We start from the raw sequence: 19,653 nt of genomic DNA, 5'->3' as shown, positions 1-19,653 counted from the left end.
AGACGGTCTTTGGTGCTGGCCGACCTCTGGTATCCCAATTGGTGGCAGGCCCTGCTCTTAGGCATGGTGCAAGGGATCACCGAGTTCCTGCCCATCAGCAGCACAGCCCACCTGCGGGTGTTTCCAGCTTTGCTGGGCTGGCCAGATGCGGGAGCTTCGTTTGCGGCGGTGATCCAGCTGGGCAGTCTGGGAGCAGTGTTGATCTACTTTGCCTCTGACCTGCGCCAGTTGCTCCTTGGCTCCTGGAAGGCTTGGCAGGAGCGAGACTTCCAGCAGGAGTCTTGGCGGCTGCTCACGGGGATCCTGGTGGGAACGTTGCCGATTGGGGTGGCCGGATGGGCCGTCAAGGCCATTTGGGGATCTCCGCCCCGCCAGTTGTGGGTGATCGCTGCTGCCGCTATTGGCTTGGCCCTGGCTTTGGGCTGGGCGGAACGGGTGGGGAAACGCCGGCGAGGCCTAGACAGCCTAGGCATTTGGGACGGGATCTGGGTGGGGCTGGCCCAGGCCTTGGCTTTGATCCCAGGGGTATCCCGCTCCGGCGTGACGCTGACGGCGGCTCTGTTGCTCGATTTGCAGCGCTCGGCTGCCGCCCGCTACTCCTTCTTGCTGGGAATCCCCGCTCTCTTTTTGGCCGGGGTGGAAGAGTTTGTCTCCGAGTTCAGAACAGAGGCGCTGCTAGCGCAGGGGCTGGGGGCGCTCTCGGCCTTTGTCTTCTCCTACTGGTCCATCGATTGGCTCATTCGATTTTTGCAGCGCAGCAGCACCTGGCTGTTTATTGTCTATCGGATTAGTTTTGGCCTGTTCATTTTCTTGGGGCTGGCGCTGGGGTTCTTGCAACCTTAGACCGACTTCTGTCCCCGCAGAATCTGCAGCGCTTTGGGCAGGTGCTCCGCTAGGTGGGCCGGATCCACCCCCGTCGGACCCCGCTCCCCCACCAGCTGGATAGCTGCCTGGGCATGCCACCACACCCCGGCACAGGCGCAACTCAGTAGCTCTGAGATCCCCATCGCCTGACCCAGTTGGGCCCTTCTGCGCGCCACTAGTCCACCAATTAAGCCAGTTAAAACATCGCCGCTGCCGCCGCGAGCCAAAGCTGGTGTGCTCTCCGGGTTTACCCAGCATTCCCCTGTGGGAGAGGCGATTATCGTCCGTGCCCCCTTCAAGACCACCACCGCCCCACTCTGGGCTGCTGCCTTTTGGGCTGCCTCGAGGCGATCCTCAAGCGAGATCCCAGGAAAAAGCCGGCGAAATTCCCCCAGGTGCGGGGTGAGGATAGCTTGGATCCCGTTTTCTGGCAGGCGCTCCACCCCCATCTCCGCTAAGGCATTGAGGCCATCGGCGTCGATCACCCAGGGGATCCCGGCCCAATCCCGCAGCAAGATCTCCAAAAGCAGCTGGCGGGTTTCCCCGAGGCCCGGCCCCACCGCCACCGCCTGGAAGGGCTTCTCAGCTACTAGCGGCAAAGAAGGGATCCCTTCCCAGTGGTGCACCAACACCTCCGGCAAAGCGCTGTGGATGATCCCCTTTAACTCCGCCGGCACCACTAGGGTTACCATGCCCACGCCGCTGGCACGGGATCCCAGGCCGGCCAACACTGCCGCCCCGGCATAGGCCGTCGAGCCTGCTACCAGCAGCAGGGATCCCTGGCGGTACTTGTGGGTGTCCAAGGGCGGGTCGGGGGGGAAATGGAGCCAGGGTTGCAGCAACAACTGGGGAACCGCCTCCGCCGGGCAGGCCCAAGGGGGGATCCCAAAATCAATGCGATGCAGCCGTCCTACCCAAGGCAGAGCTGCCTCCTGCCACAGGCCCCGCTTCCAGAGGCCCAGGGCATAGGTATGGCTGGCGCGGATACAGCAGCCCCAGATCTTGCCTGTCTGGTCGTTGAGGCCAGAGGGCAGATCCAGGCTGAGGATGGGAATGCCGCTGCCGTTGGCCCACTCCACTGCCTCTGCCCAGGGATCCCCCAGGGGTCGGTTTAGGCCAATGCCAAACAGGGCGTCAATCAGTAGATCGCAGTCGGCCAACTCCTCCAGCCGATCCACAAACTCCGCCCCCAGCGCCCTGAGATAGCGAGCGTGGTCGGCAGTCAGGGGCTTGAGATCATCCGGCTTGCCCAGCCAAACCTTCACCCCCTTTTGGGCCAGCCGCAGCTCTCGTCCAACCACCAAGCCGTCGCCGCCGTTGTGCCCTGTCCCGCAGAGGATGCCGATGCGCTGCGCATGGGGGAAATCCTGCCGCAACTGGGCAAAAACGGCCAGGCCCACCTTTTCCATGAGAGCGGCCACAGGCATGCCGGCAGCGAAGATCTGCTCCTCGAGGCGCCGCATTTGGGCCGAGCTGACTAGGGCAGTGGAGGGGTCAAAGAGGGGCAGGGCGCCGCGCCGCTGGGGCGAACAGGGCACTGTCATCGCAGTCATGGCTGAGGAGGACTTAGGGAGCTTAGCTCGATCACGTTCCCGTCGGGATCCCGAACAAACAGCGCCGTCCGCCCGGAAGCGCTTGGCTGCACCTCGTAGCCTGCCTGCAGCAGGCGGGCCTTTACCGCTTCCAAGTCTTCCACGCCCAGCGCCACATGGGGAAGGCGCCCCCACTTCGCCTTGCTGCCCCCACTGGCTGGCTGCCCTTGCCCAAGCGGCTCCTCAGTAACAATCAAGTGAATCTGAGAGGAGCCCACCTGGTACCAAGCGCCGGGAAAGTCAAAGGGAAACCGTTCTGCTTTGGGGAGCCCGAGCACCGTCCCGTAGAAATGCTCGGCTCTGGTCAGATCGCTAACCCAAAGGGCAGTATGTAAGTGCTGATAGGCAGGCATGACGCTAGGTCTAATGAAGTTCTTCTCTGAGGGTCTGTTCCGCCTGTGCGCTAAGTTGGAGCTAGGGCAACGAGTGTTTGGCCTTGCCCAGGGGTTGGTCTATGGGATCCCGCACCAAGTTTTTCGGCACTGTCCTGGCTATGCTGGCCGCCAACAGCATCTATATGCAGTTGCAGCAGCTTGCCCTGCGGCTAGAAGAAAAGGTGAAGCCAGCTCCCTCAGAGCAAGCCTCTCCAGAGCCTCAGAGCAACGCGCAGCCGCCGGATCGCTGAGAGCCTCTGGCCCAAGTTTTCCGGAGGGTGCAACTGGCCAGGGCCGGCTTTGTCGGGATCCCCTAGAAGCCGGGTGGTGCTTTGCAAAGGGGATCAAACTCCGTACCATAGAGGAGCAGGCTCCCCTGTTTTGCGGTTTACACCTTGGGTACTCACCATGACTCAGCCCTCAGCAGCTTCTGGGCAAAAGCCGATTGTCGTCGCCCCTTCTATTCTTTCAGCCGATTTTAGCCGCTTGGGGGAAGAAGTGCGGGCAGTGGACGAGGCGGGGGCCGACTGGATCCACGTAGATGTGATGGATGGCCGCTTTGTGCCCAACATCACCATCGGCCCGCTGGTGGTGGAAGCGCTGCGCCCGGTTACGGCCAAGCCTCTGGATGTCCACCTGATGATTGTGGAGCCGGAGAAATATGTGGCCGACTTTGCCAAGGCGGGGGCCGACATCATCTCCGTTCACGCCGAGTCCAGCTCCACCATCCACCTGCACCGCACCCTCAGCCAAATCAAAGATCTGGGCAAACAGGCAGGTGTGGTGCTCAACCCGGCCAGCCCCCTGGAGCTGATTCAGTACGTGCTGGATCTGGTGGACCTGGTGTTGATCATGAGTGTCAACCCTGGCTTTGGCGGCCAGAGCTTCATCCCGGCGGTGGTGCCCAAGATTCGCCAGTTGCGGGCCCTGTGCGACGAGCGGGGCTTGGATCCCTGGATCGAGGTGGATGGCGGCATCAAGGCCAGCAACGCCTGGCAGGTCATCGAGGCGGGGGCCAATGCCCTGGTGGCGGGCTCAGCCGTATTCAAGGCCAGGGACTATGGGGAAGCCATTCGCGCCATTCGCCACAGCCACCGCCCCGAGCTGGTGACGGTTTAGGGCTTTCTTCCCGTAGGCCGGCAACGCTGCAAGCAGCCCCAGCTTAAGCCCTAGCCCGCGCAAAGCTTTAGCGCAGAGCGGCCGTCTTCTTCTGGGCAGCGACAGGGGAGGCACCTGCTTCAGCTTGACCCAGGCAGTGAGGAGGCGCAGAGGGGGGAACGAGCGGCTGAGGCGAGGTAGGGCTGAAAAAAACCTGGCAGAAGGGCAGGCGGCTGTTGCGCTGAATGTCGGCAAGGTAAGGGGGAGGGATGGTGCCCCAGTAGGCTCTTAGGACATGCTGGTCGGGATCCTCTGGCAGCACCTGGTAGTGCAACATTAGGCGGTTATCGGGGAACCAGGCGCGAACAAGCCTTTGCAGTTGCCTGAAATTGAAGCCTGGCTCTTCCGGATTGTAAATGAGGTGCATCCCCACTAGCCGCCCGCCCATGAAGTAGGCCTCTACATAAAACCCGCGGGCATAGAGGGGGGGCTCTGAGGGATCGCGCGACGGAGGGGCATCCGGCGGATAGAGGGCCTCACCGCCCGGTCGCAGTTGCCAGCGGCTCCAGCGGGGATCCTCTCGGTCGCTGGAAATAGTCTCCCAGTTGTTGGCGTGGGCGTAGCCTAAGAAGCGCTCCTCCACCATGCCTAGATAAAGCATCTCCATCTGCAAGGAGGGTCGGGCCCGCGTTTGCAACAAGGGCAGAGTGCGCACTTCTCCTTGCTTGAGCACCAAAACTTCCGCCAGGGCTGGACAAGGTTTCCACGCCAGCAACGCCGCTAGGACCTCTGCCCCAACTGCCCGGCCCAGGTAGCCGAGACCAGGCTTGACCAAGGCAAGCAGCCATGGGGCTAGCCTCGGGAGCTGGAGAGACAGCCTAAGCTGAGTGTCCAACCCAACAAAAGCTGGAACGTAAGATGAGATCACCGCAATTTCAAAGAGCCCAAAGCTGTTAGGAAGTCTATTCTAGCCACAGAGCTAAAGCCTTTTAGAAATTTTGTTGACTTGCATAAATTTTTGCAGGTTCTGAATGTCTGCCACCCAGTACAACAAGTAACACTTCCGGCATGGTAACTCCAGGCCTAATTGTTATTGCCGGCCCCACCGCCACTGGCAAGTCACGTCAGGCGCTGCTGCTGGCCCAGCGGCTGGGATCCCCTCTGCTGAATGCCGACTCTCGCCAGGTCTACCGGGAGTTCGACATCGGCACTGCCAAGCCTACCCCCGCTGAGCGGGCCCTCTGGCCGCACGAGTTGATGGACTTTGTGGATCCCCGCCACACCTACACCGTGGCCGAGTTTCAGCAGGCGGCCCAGTCGCGCATTGCCGAGGCCCATCGGCAGGGACAGACTCCCATTCTGGTAGGGGGGACGGGGCTCTACATCCAATCCATTACTGCAGGGTTGGGGATCCCGGCAGTTCCGCCGCAGCCCGAGTTGCGCGCTCAACTAGAGACGTGGCCGCCCGAGATCCGCTACGCCTGGCTGCAGCAGTTGGATCCCGTTGCCGCCGAGCACATCCATCCCCATGACACAGTGCGCACCCTGCGGGCTTTGGAGATCATCTACACCACCGGCAAGCCAGCTTCCCGCCTGAGGCAGGCCCATCCTCCCAGCTACCCCATCCTCATCTTGGGGCTGCGCTGCCCAATGCCCCGTCTGGAACAACGCATTGCTCGGCGCACGGCAGAAATGCTGGCAGCAGGCTGGATTGAGGAGGTGAAAACGCTGCGGGAGCGCTACGGGCCAGACCTGCCCCTCTTACAAACCTTGGGCTACGCGGAGATTGGCGCCTACCTAGAAGGGCGGATCCCAGAAGCGGAGCTACAGCCTTTGATTGTGCGGCGCACCCGCCAGTTTGCCAAGCGGCAGATGACCTGGTTTCGGGCCATGCCAGGGATCCAATGGCTGGACTGCGAGGCCGAGGATCTGCCGGAGCAAATCTGGAGCCGGGTTACGGCGTGGATGGCCGCTCAGACCAGCGCTGAAACCAGTCCTGCCGTCGCTGCGCGTCCGCCCGCCGATCCGTAAGGATCTCCAACACCCGCACCCCCTGGGCCGGCAAGGGATCCAAGGCTTGGGCCAGCTCCTCCCAGGTCTCTATCCGCCGGTGGAGGATGCCATGGGCCTGGCAGAGGAGGGCAAAATCCACGGCCTGGGGGGTGGCAAAGTAGGTCTCAAAGGGAGGGTTGGGCTCCTGGCGAGCCGCCTTGGCAATGGGCAAGAGCTCAAAGATACCGCCCCCCTGGTTGTTGATGAGAAGAATCGTCAGGGATCCCTGAAGGCATTGGGCAAGACGCAGGCCACCACAGTCGTGCAAAAAGGCCAGATCCCCGGTCAGCACCACCGTCGGGCGCTGGCGATGGGCCACCCCAAAGGCGGTCGAGAGGATGCCGTCGATGCCGTTGGTGCCGCGGTTAAAGTAAGGCCGGATATGGCGGTCGTTGGGTGGCCAAAACCACTCCACATCCCGCACCGGTGTGCTGTTGGCAATAAATAGCGGCGTCTCCGGCGGCAGGTGATGGGCCAGCCACCAGGCAATCTTGCCCTCAAACCACTCCGGCAGAGCTGCCAGCAGCCGATCCAGCTCAACCCGAGCTTTTGCTTCCGCCTGCAGCCAGGCTTGCAGAAAAGCGGTTGTTTTGGCTTTGCCTACTGGGATCCCTGCCGCCACCTCCTCCAAGGCAAAGGGCAAGTGGGTCGTGGAGTTGTGGAGAGGATCGGCGTTCTGGGGCCGAGGGTCGAGCAGCCAGGTGCGGGGTCGGGCTTGGGCCAGGGCTTGCCGCAGGGCCTTGCTGGTGGGCAAGGGTCCCAGTTGGATGACCTGCTCCGGCCAAAGATGGGGCTGCTCTCCCTGGAGGAGAAAATCGTAGGTGGTGATGAGGTAGGGGTTAAGGGAAGCGTAGTTGCGCAGGGGGGAAAGGCCTTCTGCCAACACCGGCCAGCCCAGGGCTAGGGCCAGACGGGCCACCGCCTCAGCGTAGGCGCGGGGATTCGCCGCTTGGGCCGGCCCTGCCAAGATCGCTCCCCGCTCACAGCTGCACCACTCCTGCCAAAAGGAAGCCCTCTCCATCTGAAGACTGCCCCGCAGCGCCTGGCAGGAAGATCCGGCCGGAGCAACCCCCCGAAAAAAGCTCTTCTCAAACTCCGGATTTTTCTGCCAACGGGCCAGGGGCGCGGTGCTGCCGTCAGCAATGGGAGCCAAGGGCTCCCGCAAAGGCACGTTGAGATGCACTGGACCCGGGAAAGGGTAGAGGGCACGCTCCCAGGCGTGAATGACGGTCTGGCGCAGGTAGGCCAGAGCTTCTAGGTCGGCGCTGGGCAGGGCTAGCTCCGCCTGCCAGTTGGGGTAGTGGCCGTAGAGCTTCACCTGGTCGATGGTCTGCCCGGCACGGCAGTGGCGCAGCTCCGGCGGCCGATCCGCCGTCAAAACCAAAAGCGGCCAACCACTTTCTGCTGCCTCGATGAGAGCGGGAAAAAAATGGGCGCCGGCACTGCCAGAGGTACACACTAGCGGGATGGGCTGCCGTAGCTGCTGGGCCAAGCCAAGGGCAAAGAAGGCCGCCGACCGCTCATCCAGCACCGGAATGGCCTCGATCTCAGGGTGCTGCGCCAGAGCATAGGTGAGGGGGGCAGAGCGGGATCCCGGACACACCACGGCCACTCGACAGCCCAGCCGGCTCAAGGTCTCGGCCAAAACGGATCCCCAGAGGGTGTTGAGGTTGCGCCAGTCCAGCCGTTGAGGGCAAGGCGTGTCAGCCATTCCAGCCACAAGAGGTAGCGGAAAAGAACCCAAAATGGGCACATCCTGTTACTGTAGGCCCATCGACCACCCCGGGGAAGCCCCCTCTCCTATCCACCGCTTGTTATGGCCTCCTGCCGACAGGAGGAGCCGGAGGTTGGTCAAGTTTCTCGAAGGGGGGAATAATGTTTATCGACCTTTGCTGCAGCCAAGCAGGAGCGCTCATGCCCAGAAAACCCGATGGCTACCTCGTTCACATCATGCTGGAAGGGGGTCAGACCCTGCAGGTACGGGTCAAGGAAGCCAGAGAATACACAGAGCTGATCAACCAACTGATGGTGGGTGGGGACGAGTTCATCACCTTGCCCAAGCAAATGGACAATGAGTACATGATCGTGCGCCCCCAGCGGGTGGCCGGTGTGTCGGTGGAGGCAATCTACAACTCCAGCGTTGGTATTGACTTGTAGGAATCCCAAGAGCCAAGCCAGGGATCGCGCCCGAAACCCCCAGCCTTGAAGCTGGGGGTGCTAGGAAGGCTTTCTACAGACTTAGATTTAGGATTGCAAGGCCGAGAAGACTATTTCTCCGGTGGCAGGAGGACTTTGTCAATGACGTGGATAATGCCGTTGGAGGCTTTGAGATCGGGGGTTGCCACCTTGGCGTCGTTGACCCGGATCCCATCCTTGACGGAGATCTCCACCGGCACTTCAGCAAGGGTAGTCACCTTACCGGCCTTTAGATTTTGAGAGGGAAGCTCGCCAGACACGACATGGTAGCTGAGCACTCGCTTCAATTTCTCCTTGTTTTCTGGCTTGAGCAAGTCGTCTAGCGTGCCTTTCGGCAGGGCCGCAAAGGCTTCATCAGTAGGGGCAAAAACGGTGAAGGGGCCCTTCTCAGAGAGCGTCTTCACCAGGTCAGCAGCCTCCAGGGCTTTGAGCAAGGTGGAAAAGGAACCAGCCTCAGCAGCAACATCCACAATGGTTTTGGCTTTTTGGGCAGGAGCCGCAGTCTTCGCGCTTGCAGGCGCTGGGCTAGGGCTGGGGCTGCTAGCCTGGACTCCGGGAGCTGCAGCCAACACCGTGGCCGAGGCAACGGCTAAAGAGAGCGTGAAGAGCTTACGAACCATGGAATGTAACCCTCCGTAAAGAGTAGGTCTACACTCCTTTACGACGGACAGCCTCTGGCTCGAGTTCCTTACTTCCCGTGGTGGAGCTGCTAGCTGTTTAGGCGTTGCCCCTGCGGCTTGCCGAGGGATCGCCGCTGCTTTCGGCTGGGTTGGGACTGGTCAAATCGTTAAGGCGGCGCAGGATCCCCCATCCCTGCAGGGCTTCCAAGAGGGCCTCCCGCACAACGGCCACGGTTTCTTGGTCAAGGGCCAGGCGCAGATAATCCACTGCCAGCCGAGTTTGTTCGGGATCCAGATGGGGCAGGCGGCTCTGCAGCCGGCGTACCCCCAGCAGCCGCCTGTAGGGATCGGGGGAAGCAATGTCGCTAAGATCCCGCTCCCATTGAGAACGCTGCCGCTCTTGCCGGCGGCTGAGCCACTCCCAAAACAGCAGTGACAGCAGGGCAAAGGTGGCTAGCCCCTGCACAATGGCGCCCGTGGCCAGCCAGCGCTGGTTGGCTTCTGCCCAGATTGAGACCACAAGGTAGGTGCCGAGGGTGGCGGCTGCCCCACCAGTAACGGCTAGCAAAAGGGAGCGGTCAGCTTGGCGAAACCAAGCCTGCCACTCCTGCCAGCGGCGGCTAAACTCAGGGCTGCAAGCCGCGTACACCCCTAGCATCACCCCAGTGCCCACTGCTAGGGAAAGGGCCAGGCGCCAGTGCCAAAAGGCTAGCCCCGCCAACGCCAAGCCTGACACCGTCAAAACCCGCCCCTGCGATCCCCCCAGCAGCCACCCCGCCGCCTGGGCTCCCCTTTCCTCTGCCCCTTTCTGAACCCGCTGAAGATACTCCTGCCAGGATCCCTGGCCAGAAGAGGGGCGACTGGATCCCTTCTTCACCGCCGGCAACTCTCCCAACTTTTTCTCTGCCAAGACAGGTCAACGCTTTAATTATGCTCTGTCGGCAGAGCGGAGATAGGCTTTCCACCCCTGAGCTTGCAACTGGGCATTTTTCTCCTGCACAGCCTGCTTGAGGTTTTCCCGGTAGGCAAGCACCCGCTGTAGCAGTTCAGGATCCCCGCTGGCTAGGATCTGCACCGCCAAGAGACCGGCGTTATAGCCGTTGCCAATGGCTACGGTAGCCACGGGGATCCCCTTGGGCATCTGCACTATCGAATACAGGGAGTCCAGCCCCTGCAGGGACTGGCTGAACACCGGCACCCCGATGACTGGCAGAGGGGTAAGGGAGGCTACCATCCCCGGCAGATGGGCCGCCCCGCCAGCGCCGGCAATGATGACGCGGATGCCGCGGGTGTGGGCACTGCGGGCAAACTCCACCATCGCTTCGGGGGTGCGGTGAGCGCTGAGGATCTGGAGGAGATAGGGGATCCCAAACTCCTCGCACACCTGAGCGGCGGGGGCCAAGGTGGGCAGATCCGAATCGCTGCCCATCACGATGGCGACAAGAGGGGAGTCTTCCATGGCTTGCTGGCCCGTCGTAGCCGATCCATAATCGCATAGCCCAGCCCTGTCAAAACCGGGGGGGGCTCAGCCAGCAGCAGGGTGGCTGCCCCTTCGTCCAAGCGGCGCAGGCTGGCAAAGAGAGCCCGCGCTGCCGCAGTGGGATCCGGCCCCAGGCATTCAAAGGTCAGCGCAACTCCCGGCCAGTGGTGGGCAAAGCTTTCCGCCAGCGCCTGGGCATCGGCTGAGAAACTGAGGACGCCCAGGTGGGCATGTTCAGCTGTCTCCTGCCGCAACCGCTGCCACTCCTCAGGGCGGAGCTGGTCAAAGGCAACAGGCAACAACCAGAGGGGCTTGGTGGGGGCGTAGTGGCTGCTAAGCCCTCCCGGTGCCTCGGGCCTTAGGTTGCTGTCCGGTGCAGTCTGGAGGGGCAGGCCGAGATGAGCTTCCAGCACTTCCCGCGGGATCCCGCCAGGGCGCAACAGCGTGGGCGTGCCGTCAGGGCTGAGCTTAAGCACAGTCGATTCCAAGCCCACGCTGCACTCTCCTCCGTCCAAAATGTAGGGGATCCGCCCCGCCAACTCGGCATAGACCGCCTGGGCGGAGGTGGGGCTAAGGCGGCCAAAGCGGTTGGCGCTGGGGGCAGCTAGAGGCACCTGAACTGCCTGCAGCAAAGCCTGGGCCACGGGGTGGGCAGGCATCCGCAGCGCCACTGTAGGCAAGCCAGTGGTGACGAGATCCAGCACCCGGGGTCCCTTGGGCAGCACCAGCGTCAGCGGGCCCGGCCAGAAGGTGTCGACAAGGGATCCCAGCCGAGCGCGGGCGGCGGCAGTAAAAGCCGACAGATCCACCAGCTCCCCGTCCAGCGCCTCAAGGCAGACCCCAGCTGGCAGGTGCAAGATCAGGGGATCGAAACGGGGACGCTCCTTGACAGCAAAGATGGTGGCCACCGCCTGTTCGTTGAAGCCGTGGCCCGCCAGGCCGTACACCGTCTCCGTAGGCATGGCTACCAGTTGACCTTGCCGCAGGGCTTCAGCGGCTAGGGCAAGGTGCTCGGGGGTGGGGGGAAGAATCTGCGTTGGCATTGGGCAAGCTGGGGATCCCCTTCCTACCTCCATTGTCAAGCCAGGGGGAGGGCAATGTCTCCTTCTGCAGCTCAGCGCTTGCTCTCTTCCTCCACGTGGGTGTGCAGCACCCTGCCGCGTAGGGTCTTGCCCAGCCAGGGAGTGGCCTGCGAGTGGGAGCGGAGCGTGGCTGCCGAAACTGTCCAGGTATGGGTTGGATCAAAGAGCACCCAATCGCTGCCGGGCTCCAGGCTGGGCGGCTCCAACCCCAGGCAGCGGGCCGGGTAGAGGCTAAGGGCCGACCAGAGCTGTAGCGCCGTCAGCGCTCCCGTCTCCACCAGGTTCTGCCACAGCAGCGGCAGGGCCAGCTCCAGACCCATGGCCCCAGGGGGTGCGTCGGCAAAGGGCAGGGTCTTCTCCTCGTAGGTGTAGGGGGCATGATCGACGGCAATGCCCAGGCTACCGCTGCGGATCCCAGCGATGAGGGCCTTCCGGTCGGCGGCGTGGGGAAGAGGAGGCAGTAGGCGCAAGTTGGGATTGTAGCCACTCTCGAAGACAGCTTCCTCAGACAGGAGGAGGTGCATCCAGGTGGTACTGGCGGTAACCGGCAGCCCCTCTGCCTGCGCCTGCTGGATAAGCTCCAGGCTGCGGGCCTGGCTGAGGCGCATCACATGCACTGGCGGCGGCGAGGGAACGCTGCGCAGCACTTCCAGGAGGCGGGCTAGGGCGGCGGTCTCGGCACTGGCTGGGATGCCCTTTAGCCCCAGCCGCAGGGCCCACACCCCCTCGTAGAGACTGCCCGAGCCAGCCAGGGTGGGATCCCAGGCCCAAACCAGCAGGGGCTTGTTCCAGGGCCGCAAGTACTCCAGAGCTTGTCGCACCAGGGCCAGGGAGCGCAGCGACTCTGCTCCCCCAAGCCGGGTCACAAAGCCAATGGCTCCAGCGCGGGCCAGCTCTCCCCAGGGGCTGGGAGCTTCTTCCCGCCCACCCAAGCTCAAGGCAGCCCAGGGCAGCCAGCGAGGATCCCCAGGCCGGCGACGATAGCGACCTAGCTGCTCTGGCTGATCCAGCACGGGAAAAGCTGCCGTCCCCGCAAGAGGAGTGGGCAGCAGGCCAACTTGGGTAAAGCCGCCTGCCCGCGCCGCTGCTGCCAAGGAAGTGAGAGTCTCGCGGCCAGCGGAGAGGCCATTGTCTTCCAGCTCGCCACTAGAGGTGTACAGGTCGATCAGGCCTGGGCCCAGCACCCAGCCGGCGGCGTCCAGACGGGGGATCTTGGCGGGGATTGCCGTTGCCTCGACAAGCAGGAGGCGGCCCCGACGTAGCCAAACGTCAGCCACGCCATCGCGCTGGCGGCAGGGATCCAACAGGCGTACCCCTTGGAGGCAAATGTCTGGCAAACCCAGGTCGGCAAGAAGAGGGGATCCCATCTTTTACCCCCTAGAGAGCGCCCGCCGTGGTGCAGTCGAAAATCTGGCCGGACAGGTGGGTGGTGAGGTTGAGCACTCTTAAGACTGGGGCACCCTCCTTTCCTTCCGGGTAGTCGATGACGGTAATGCCGCCATTGCCTTGCTTGAAGATCCAAAAGGCATGGGGAGAAAGGTCGAACAACTGGCAGATGATGGCTTTGTTGATGGCATCATGGGCTACCACCACTGCCGTACCTTCAGGAAACTGAGCAGCAGTAGTGGCCAAAATTTCTTCCCAGGCTGAGCGGGTGCGGGCCCAAACTTGGTAGAGATTTTCCCCGTTGGGCATCTGCACAGCCGCAGGATCCCGCTGCCAGCGCTCCAGCTCGCCGGGGTATTGGGCCTCCACCTCGCTCTGCAGCTTGCCCTCCCAGTCGCCGTGGCAGATTTCTTGCAGCTCCACCATTGGACGCAGGATGAGGTTGGGGTGGTAGCGGCAAATGGCATCAGCAGTAGCCCAGGGCCGCTTGAGGGGGCTGGAAAAGGCTAGATTCAGCGGCTGGTCCGCCAGAAATTCGGCTACCTTGGCTGCCTGCTCCTCACCGGTGGCGTTGAGGGGGATATCCCGCTGCCCCTGGAAGCGTTGCTCCCGGTTCCACTGCGTCTCGCCATGGCGCACGAGCAGAATGCGCATCCCCTGCTTGCGCTGGGGCAGGGATTGGCCCAGGTGGGCGGTGATGTTCCAGGATTCCAGTTGGGGTGGCCCCCCCAGACCCTGGGGAAAGTTGAGGACGCTAATGGCACAGTTGTTTTGCCCCAGGCGGTGGTAGTGGACTGGCCCCAAGCCAATGGCCGTGCTGACCAGGGCACGGTTGAGGCCGCTGTGGCCGACGATAAGAACGTTGAGGGGATGCTTAGGATCCCCCCCCCGCTCTGAGCGGGGATCCGCCTGCACCTGCTCAGCCAACTGTTGCCAAAAGCGCTGGGCTTGCTGCCAGAGATCCCGCACTGGAAAGCGTCCCCCTAGCTCCAGCTCGTCGGGATGGTACCGCCATCGGGAGTACTCTTCTGGGTACTTTTCCTTCACCTCGGCAAAGGTCAGGCCTTCCCACTCCGTTAGGTCGATCTCCCGCAGCTGCTCGCTAATCAACAAAGGGACTCCCGCTCGCTCCTTGAGAAGAATGTGGGCAGTGTCGAGGGCGCGGGAGAGAGGGCTAGAGTAGACATAGTCCAAAGGGATCCCGGTCAGGACCTCAGCTACCCGTTGCGCCTGCGCTTCTCCACTGGGGGTGAGGCGAGAGAGATCGGAGCGGCCTTGGATGCGGTTTTCGACGTTGAAGGTGCTCTCACCGTGGCGCACAAGCAGGATGCGCAGGGCAGGCTGAGCCATCGTTTGCACCGGTTGAACTCGAGAACACCTTACTAGAGTATCGCCTAGGGCCCTGCTGTGGGGTTTGGCTGGCCTCCCTAGAGATGAGCCGCTCACAAAGGGGTAAGCCGCGCTAGGAAAGCCCCCTCCGCCTCCTGGTAGAGAATTTGTCCTTGCCAGCCGTTGGCGTGGGCATAGTGCAGCAGGGTTTCTGGGTCCACAAAAAGCCAGGGGAAAGGATCCCCGCGCCGGCCGTTGTATTCAGCCACAAAGTTCACTACCTTGGTTTCTGCTTTCCCCCCCTCTAAGTCCCTAGGAACGGTCGGCTCTGGATCTGGCAGCAGATCCTCCAGAGGCGCCGAGTCGCCCTCTTCGCTGAAGTCGCTGAGCTCGGTGGAGTCCACAAGCAACTGGCCGGTGGGCTGAATCCAATGGCGAGCCCGGCACAAAAAACGCTCCAACCCCGCTAGGGATCCCAATAGGCCAGCGCCGTTCATCAGCAACAGCAGCGTGTCGAAGGGCTCTTCCGGCCCTGCCCAGTGGAACAGGTCGGCAGCAATGCGGCAGCGCACTCCCCGTTCGGCCATGATCTGCAACGCCACCGGCGAGCGATCCAAAGCGGCCACCGCCAACCCTTCTTCCTGCAGCAGCAGGCTGTGGCGGCCTGTGCCAGCGCCCAGGTCCAACACCCGACCCCGACAGAGATCCAAAGCCAGGGCCTCCACCTCCGGCAGCTCTTGGGTGAAGAACACCTCGGGGGAGACCACCTGGGGCTCTTCCGCCAGAGGGATCCCCTCCAGACTGTAGGCGTACAAGCGCAGGGATCCCTTGGCCTGGCCGCGGTGCCAGTCCCATAGGGCTTGCTCTAGGGGATCCTGAAGTGGGTAATTCTCGACAGCCTTTATCATGGAAGGGGAAAGCTAAACCATTGACCCGATGGCCATCGTCGCCTTTCTTTACGGTGCCGCTATCGTCCTTTTGCTGATTGCAGCAGTGGTTTGGGCAACATCTCGGCAGTTCAATGTGGAGACCGAGACGCAGATCGGAAGAGCCCTCCGAGACCTCATCCGTTCCCATTTCCATTGTGGAGCAGCTAGAGCGCCAATACCGCAACAGCCCTTCCTACCGTCCCGATCCGTGACATACTCCCGCACTCATGCTGATGCATAGTCGGAGATCCTTAGAGATCCTTGGAAAGATGACTTTTGAGGATTCCTGAGGATACAAGCAGTGTCTTTGCTGGCCAAAAGCTAGCGTTTTCTCTCATATATGGTTGCCAAGTCTCCACCACCCATTGTCTACATTGCCTTGGGGCTATTGCTACTCTGGGGCGGTCATCGCGCTTGGCAGGCGGGCTATGTTCGCTGGCCGGAAGGCATTTCTCTACCGCCAGTATCACTGCCAGGGTTGGGGGGTGGAGCACAAGATCTGCTCCTGACCAGCGGCGAGCGCACCTTGTTTGCCGATAGCAGCCCCACGGCCACGGCAGCGGCGGAGCTATTACGCCAAGGTAACCTCAGCGCGGCCATCTCGGTGTTGGAGATGGGGCTGCAAAGCAACCGCAACGACCCGGAAGCTCGCATTTTCTTGAACAATGCCCGTGCCCAGCAGCAGGGCAGTCCCTTGAGCCTGGCGGTGGTGGTGCCCATCTCCAGCAACCCCAACCGCGCCAAAGAGACCCTGCGCGGGGTGGCGCAAGCTCAGGAGGAGCTTTTCCAACAGGGGGGAATCGGAGGACGGCTGCTGCGGGTAGTGATTGCCGACGATGGCGATAACCCTGAGCAAGCAGCAGCGGTGGCCAAAGCCCTGGTGGCGCAGCCTGAGATCTTGGGGGTGATTGGCCATAACACCAGCGACGCCACCCTGGCTGCAGCCGAGGTTTATCAGCCTGCCGGCTTGGCGATGATCTCCTCCACCTCCACCAGCACTCGCATCAGCATGCTGGGGGATGCCATTTTTCGCACCGTGCCCTCGGATCAAGTGGCCGGCACACAACTGGCCCGTTATGCTCTCAACACGTTGCGGCTGCAAAGGGTGGCCATCTTCTACAACCCCAACAGCGCCTACAGCTCCAGCTTGCGCGATGCCTTTGCCTCCACCCTGACCAGCGAAGGGGGCATCGTGCTGGCGGAGTTCGACTTATCGGCGTCGGACTTCAACCCCCAGGCCAGCCTGCAAAGGGCCGTCGGCCAAGGAGCCCAGGTAGCTTTTTTAGCTCCCACGGCTTCCGTAGCCGAAAAAGCGCTGGCTGTAGCCCGCGAGAACGCTGTAGCTGGTAAGCCCCTTGCTCTTCTGGGCGGCGATGTGCTCTTCAGCCTCACCACATTGCAAGAAGGGGGAGCAGCGGTAGAGGGCTTGGTGGTGGCGGTACCCTGGCATCCCCAGGTGCCGCGCAACCGCGAGTTTGCCCAGAAGGCAGCCCAGCTCTGGGGAGGGCAGGTGAGCTGGCGCACCGCTCTGGCCTACGACGCCACCCGGGCTTTTTTGCGAGCCATCCAGCAGGGATCCCCCAGCCGCAGCGCTGTGCTCGCCGCCCTGGGCGACCCGAACTTCCGCTTGCCGGACGGCGCTTCCGGAGAAGTGCGCTTCTTGCCCTCCGGCGACCGCAATGCTCCCCATGTGCTGGTGCGGGTTGAGCCCGGCAACCGCTCCGGTACCGGCTACGATTTTGTGCCTCTCCCCTAGGGATCCCGGCAGACGCTACAGTGGGGGATGCTCTCAATCTCCTCAGAATCGAATGGATCCCATGCCCACTCGGATCACAGCCTGCTTTCAGGCGCTGCGCAGCCGTGGTGAAAAAGCCCTCATCCCCTACCTCACCGCTGGGGATCCCGACTTGGAAACCACCTTTGAGGCTTTGCAGGTTCTGGATCAGAGCGGCGCCGATCTTATCGAGCTGGGGGTACCCTACTCGGATCCCCTCGCCGATGGGCCAGTGATCCAAGCAGCAGCTAGCCGTGCTCTCCGGCGGGGCGTGACCTTGGGCGCCATTTTGCAGGGTCTGCGGGGCCTCTCGCTGCAGGCCCCTCTCATCCTCTTTACCTACTACAACCCCATCTACCAGCTCGGCATTCCCACCTTTGTGCAGCAGCTGCGCCGGGCCGGCTGTGCCGGCTTAGTCGTCCCCGACCTACCCCTAGAAGAGGCTGAACCCCTGCGGGAAGCGACGCAGGCAGAGGGGATCGACCTCATCTTACTGGTGGCCCCCACCAGCCCCCCTGAGCGCATGAGGCGCATCGCCCAACACTCCAGCGGCTTTGTCTACCTGGTCAGCACCACCGGCGTTACCGGCGAGCGATCCACTCTGGAGCAGCGGCTCCCCGCCTTGCTGCAGCAGTTGCGCCAATCCACCTCCCTGCCGATTGGGGTGGGCTTCGGCATCTCTACCCCTGAGCAAGCCCGCCAGATCGCCCTCTGGGGAGCAGATGCAGCTATTGTTGGCAGCGCCTTTGTGCAGCGGCTGGCCAGAGCTCCCACCCCTGCCCAGGGGCTGCAACAGATTGCCTACTTCTGCCGCGATCTCAAGGCTGCCCTGCAAGGAGTGGGAACTCTGCACCTTTGACGGCTGCAGCCGGAGCCCTCAAAGGGAATGAAACAAATATTTACATCCTTTTAGCCCCCTGCCGGCCAATTCCCTGCTCGCTGGACTCTAGAACTGGAAACTCGGCAGCCGACTAGACCTTTCGGTGTCGGCTTGTTTGTAAATCTTCACAAAATCCTCATCGCTCCCGCGCTATAAAATTGACCTGGATGCTCGGCTGTCTGAAGGTTGCAGGAGTTCTCGACCGATCTCAAACTCTGGGGCTTCAGTGGGGGAGTTTCAAGCAACCTCCACGGGATCCCCGGTTTTTGGGAAACGGATTCCGCATCCAGCAAGGCTCGGTAGCTGGCTTTTGAGAGGATCAGCCAGTCGCTCATCCTTGACTTTGGAAAAAAAACAAAAGGAGATCCATTATGCAAGACGCCTTTACCCGGGTGATTACTCAGGCAGATGCACGTGGGGCTTTTCTAAGCGAACAAGACTTTGCCCGTTTGGAAGCTTTGGTGGCAGAAGGCAACAAGCGCCTGGATGCCGTCAATCGCATGACCAGCAACGCTGCCCAAATTGTGGTCAACGCAGCCCGTTCTCTGTTTGCCCAGGAGCCAGATCTCATTGCTCCTGGCGGTAACGCCTACACTAACCGTCGCATGGCTGCTTGCCTGCGCGACCTTGAGATTATCCTGCGCTACATTACCTACGCCACCTTGGCAGGGGACAGCTCAGTGCTGGAAGATCGCTGCCTGAACGGTCTGCGAGAAACTTACATTGCCCTGGGGGTGCCCACCAGCTCCATGGCCAATGCCATTGCGGCTATGAAGAGGGAAGCCCTGGCCAAGATTATGGATCCAAACGGCATCACCCCTGGCGACTGCTCAGCAATCCAAAGCGAAGTGGCCAGCTACTTCGATAAGGCGGCTGCTGCCATTCTGTAAGGTATCTCGGTTTTCGGCGAGGGTCAGTTTCTTTCATAGCCAGCCGAGAATCTAACGGGGCAGTAAAGGAGCTGCCTGTTGGTTGCTTTTACTAACAGTCAACGTATTGAGGAGTTGCAAATGAAAACCGTTATCACCGAAGCAATTGCCGCTGCTGACAATCAAGGGCGCTTTCTCAACGCCAGCGAGCTGCAGGCGGTGAGCGGTCGCTACCAGCGGGCTGCTGCCTCTCTAGAAGCGGCTCGGGTGTTGACCCAGAACCAGCAGACGCTGGTGCGCGAAGCGGTGCAGGAAGTGTTCAAGCGCTTCCCCTACTTGAGCCAGCCGGGTGAAATGGGGCATGGCGAGGTCTTCCAGGCCAAGTGTGCCCGTGACATCGGCTACTACCTGCGCTTTATCACCTACTCGCTGGTTGCCGGTGGCACTGGTCCTCTCGATGAATACCTGGTGGCCGGTCTGCGGGAAGTGAACCGCGCTTTTAACCTTTCCCCCAGCTGGTACATTGTGGCTCTGCAACACATGAAGAGCCGTGCTCTGGGCATGCTGAAGGGCCAAGCGGCCAATGAAGCTGCCATCTACTTCGATTACGCCATCAACGCCCTTAGCTAGGGGAGGCTAAGCTAGGGCTCCTTAGGCAGGGGAGCAATTCCTTCTAGCAGTTTGCCTGGCAGGCAGCAGCCTGGAGAAAGCCGGGTTGCTTGCCTGCAGGCTCAAGCCAGAGGGAAGGCATTCCTAAACTTGCTGCAAAGCAGCTTGATAGCGCTTTGGAAAAGCTCCTTTTTGCCCATGCGACTTTGATAAGCGGGAGTGTTAACAGCGGGGGAAAGCCATGTTTGGTCAAAGCACCAGCAGCCCGGAAGCTCTAACGGAAGCCGGTAGCCGGGTTTACAAGATTGAGTACACTGGCCTCCTTAACCCGCCCGATGCCCTGACCACCTCAGCGAAGGTACGCCGCAGCACTGCTACGCTTACAGTTCCCTACAGCCGGCTGTCTGCTGAGATGCAGCGCATTCTCCGGATGGGTGGCAAGGTTCTCCGGGTTACTCCTCTTACGGGATCTCCTACTTCCCAGTGAAGGATCTGGCTGCGCTGGAGCGTGGCTCTGGG

At 61.9% G+C, this 19,653-nt stretch carries 21 protein-coding genes; 10 read left to right on the top strand and 11 right to left on the bottom strand.

Going from position 1 to position 19,653, the window contains the following annotated elements; all coding sequences use genetic code 11:
* Positions 1-12: 12 nt before the first annotated feature.
* Complete coding sequence (locus NW808_RS03585) at positions 13-843, top strand: undecaprenyl-diphosphate phosphatase (RefSeq protein WP_414420357.1); 831 nt, start codon at positions 13-15, stop codon at positions 841-843.
* On the opposite strand, the gene NW808_RS03580 is transcribed toward NW808_RS03585, so the two are convergent.
* Both NW808_RS03580 and NW808_RS03575 read right to left on the bottom strand, forming a co-directional pair.
* Complete coding sequence (locus NW808_RS03580) at positions 840-2,417, bottom strand: NAD(P)H-hydrate dehydratase (RefSeq protein ID WP_414420314.1); 1,578 nt, start codon at positions 2,415-2,417, stop codon at positions 840-842. The genes NW808_RS03585 and NW808_RS03580 overlap by 4 nt on opposite strands.
* A complete protein-coding gene (locus tag NW808_RS03575; protein ID WP_414420313.1) occupies positions 2,414-2,809 on the bottom strand; it encodes a VOC family protein in 396 nt (131 codons plus the stop codon). The genes NW808_RS03580 and NW808_RS03575 overlap by 4 nt, the downstream gene beginning before the upstream one ends.
* Before the next feature lie 101 nt (positions 2,810-2,910).
* Here NW808_RS03575 and NW808_RS03570 point away from each other — a divergent pair, with 101 nt between their 5' ends.
* Together NW808_RS03570 and rpe are read left to right on the top strand one after the other, a co-directional pair.
* Positions 2,911-3,081, top strand: coding sequence for a hypothetical protein (locus NW808_RS03570; RefSeq protein WP_414420312.1), 171 nt, complete (start codon positions 2,911-2,913; stop codon positions 3,079-3,081).
* Between the two features lie 157 nt (positions 3,082-3,238).
* Positions 3,239-3,949 (top strand): ribulose-phosphate 3-epimerase, encoded by a 711-nt coding sequence (gene rpe, locus NW808_RS03565; protein ID WP_414420311.1) that lies wholly within the window; start codon positions 3,239-3,241, stop codon positions 3,947-3,949.
* 67 nt (positions 3,950-4,016) lie between these two features.
* Here the strand turns inward: rpe and NW808_RS03560 are convergent, their stop codons facing one another.
* The gene (locus tag NW808_RS03560) at positions 4,017-4,763 is read right to left on the bottom strand and encodes a hypothetical protein (protein WP_414420310.1); all 747 of its coding nucleotides are present in this window, start codon (positions 4,761-4,763) and stop codon (positions 4,017-4,019) included.
* 233 nt (positions 4,764-4,996) lie between these two features.
* On the opposite strand from NW808_RS03560, the gene miaA reads away from it, so the two are divergent.
* The gene (gene miaA / locus NW808_RS03555; protein ID WP_414393310.1) at positions 4,997-5,959 is read left to right on the top strand and encodes a tRNA (adenosine(37)-N6)-dimethylallyltransferase MiaA; all 963 of its coding nucleotides are present in this window, start codon (positions 4,997-4,999) and stop codon (positions 5,957-5,959) included.
* Here the strand turns inward: miaA and menD are convergent.
* Positions 5,883-7,691: a 2-succinyl-5-enolpyruvyl-6-hydroxy-3-cyclohexene-1-carboxylic-acid synthase gene (menD, locus tag NW808_RS03550; protein ID WP_414420356.1), complete on the bottom strand. Its 1,809-nt coding sequence runs from the start codon at positions 7,689-7,691 to the stop codon at positions 5,883-5,885. The two genes, miaA and menD, sit on opposite strands and share 77 nt — an antisense overlap.
* Before the next feature lie 203 nt (positions 7,692-7,894).
* Here menD and NW808_RS03545 point away from each other — a divergent pair, with 203 nt between their 5' ends.
* Positions 7,895-8,137 (top strand): hypothetical protein, encoded by a 243-nt coding sequence (locus NW808_RS03545; RefSeq protein WP_414393306.1) that lies wholly within the window; start codon positions 7,895-7,897, stop codon positions 8,135-8,137.
* A gap of 110 nt (positions 8,138-8,247) precedes the next feature.
* Here the strand turns inward: NW808_RS03545 and NW808_RS03540 are convergent, their stop codons facing one another.
* The 7 genes from NW808_RS03540 to NW808_RS03510 all read right to left on the bottom strand — a co-directional run bounded on the left by NW808_RS03540 (position 8,248) and on the right by NW808_RS03510 (position 14,981).
* Positions 8,248-8,796, bottom strand: coding sequence for a fasciclin domain-containing protein (locus NW808_RS03540; RefSeq protein ID WP_414420309.1), 549 nt, complete (start codon positions 8,794-8,796; stop codon positions 8,248-8,250).
* A 97-nt stretch (positions 8,797-8,893) separates the two neighbouring features.
* The gene (locus NW808_RS03535; protein WP_414420308.1) at positions 8,894-9,706 is read right to left on the bottom strand and encodes a hypothetical protein; all 813 of its coding nucleotides are present in this window, start codon (positions 9,704-9,706) and stop codon (positions 8,894-8,896) included.
* 18 nt (positions 9,707-9,724) lie between these two features.
* Positions 9,725-10,255, bottom strand: coding sequence for a 5-(carboxyamino)imidazole ribonucleotide mutase (gene purE / locus NW808_RS03530; RefSeq protein ID WP_414405382.1), 531 nt, complete (start codon positions 10,253-10,255; stop codon positions 9,725-9,727).
* Positions 10,225-11,319, bottom strand: coding sequence for an L-threonylcarbamoyladenylate synthase (locus NW808_RS03525; protein ID WP_414420307.1), 1,095 nt, complete (start codon positions 11,317-11,319; stop codon positions 10,225-10,227). The genes purE and NW808_RS03525 overlap by 31 nt, the downstream gene beginning before the upstream one ends.
* 71 nt (positions 11,320-11,390) lie before the next feature.
* Positions 11,391-12,725 (bottom strand): dihydroorotase, encoded by a 1,335-nt coding sequence (locus NW808_RS03520; RefSeq protein WP_414420306.1) that lies wholly within the window; start codon positions 12,723-12,725, stop codon positions 11,391-11,393.
* A 10-nt stretch (positions 12,726-12,735) separates the two neighbouring features.
* The gene (locus tag NW808_RS03515) at positions 12,736-14,094 is read right to left on the bottom strand and encodes a histidine phosphatase family protein (protein WP_414420305.1); all 1,359 of its coding nucleotides are present in this window, start codon (positions 14,092-14,094) and stop codon (positions 12,736-12,738) included.
* 92 nt (positions 14,095-14,186) lie between these two features.
* Positions 14,187-14,981, bottom strand: coding sequence for a class I SAM-dependent methyltransferase (locus NW808_RS03510; RefSeq protein ID WP_414420304.1), 795 nt, complete (start codon positions 14,979-14,981; stop codon positions 14,187-14,189).
* Between the two features lie 361 nt (positions 14,982-15,342).
* Between NW808_RS03510 and NW808_RS03505 the strand changes: the two genes are divergently transcribed.
* The 5 genes from NW808_RS03505 to NW808_RS03485 all read left to right on the top strand — a co-directional run bounded on the left by NW808_RS03505 (position 15,343) and on the right by NW808_RS03485 (position 19,621).
* A complete protein-coding gene (locus NW808_RS03505; RefSeq protein WP_414420303.1) occupies positions 15,343-16,758 on the top strand; it encodes an ABC transporter substrate-binding protein in 1,416 nt (471 codons plus the stop codon).
* Between the two features lie 61 nt (positions 16,759-16,819).
* Entirely contained in the window at positions 16,820-17,635 is an 816-nt protein-coding gene (gene trpA / locus NW808_RS03500; protein ID WP_414420302.1) for a tryptophan synthase subunit alpha, read from the top strand.
* Positions 17,636-18,027: 392 nt separating this feature from the next.
* Positions 18,028-18,546: a phycocyanin subunit beta gene (locus NW808_RS03495; RefSeq protein WP_414393286.1), complete on the top strand. Its 519-nt coding sequence runs from the start codon at positions 18,028-18,030 to the stop codon at positions 18,544-18,546.
* Between the two features lie 120 nt (positions 18,547-18,666).
* A complete protein-coding gene (locus NW808_RS03490) occupies positions 18,667-19,155 on the top strand; it encodes a phycocyanin subunit alpha (RefSeq protein ID WP_414359365.1) in 489 nt (162 codons plus the stop codon).
* Between the two features lie 220 nt (positions 19,156-19,375).
* The gene (locus NW808_RS03485) at positions 19,376-19,621 is read left to right on the top strand and encodes a phycobilisome linker polypeptide (RefSeq protein ID WP_414393284.1); all 246 of its coding nucleotides are present in this window, start codon (positions 19,376-19,378) and stop codon (positions 19,619-19,621) included.
* Positions 19,622-19,653 lie beyond the last annotated feature (32 nt).

The organism is Synechococcus sp. W70.1, from assembly GCF_047461515.1.
In the GTDB taxonomy this organism is placed as follows: domain Bacteria; phylum Cyanobacteriota; class Cyanobacteriia; order Thermostichales; family Thermostichaceae; genus Thermostichus.
The sequence above is the reverse complement of the archived record's forward strand: the minus strand, read 5'-3'. Positions and strand labels throughout refer to the sequence as shown.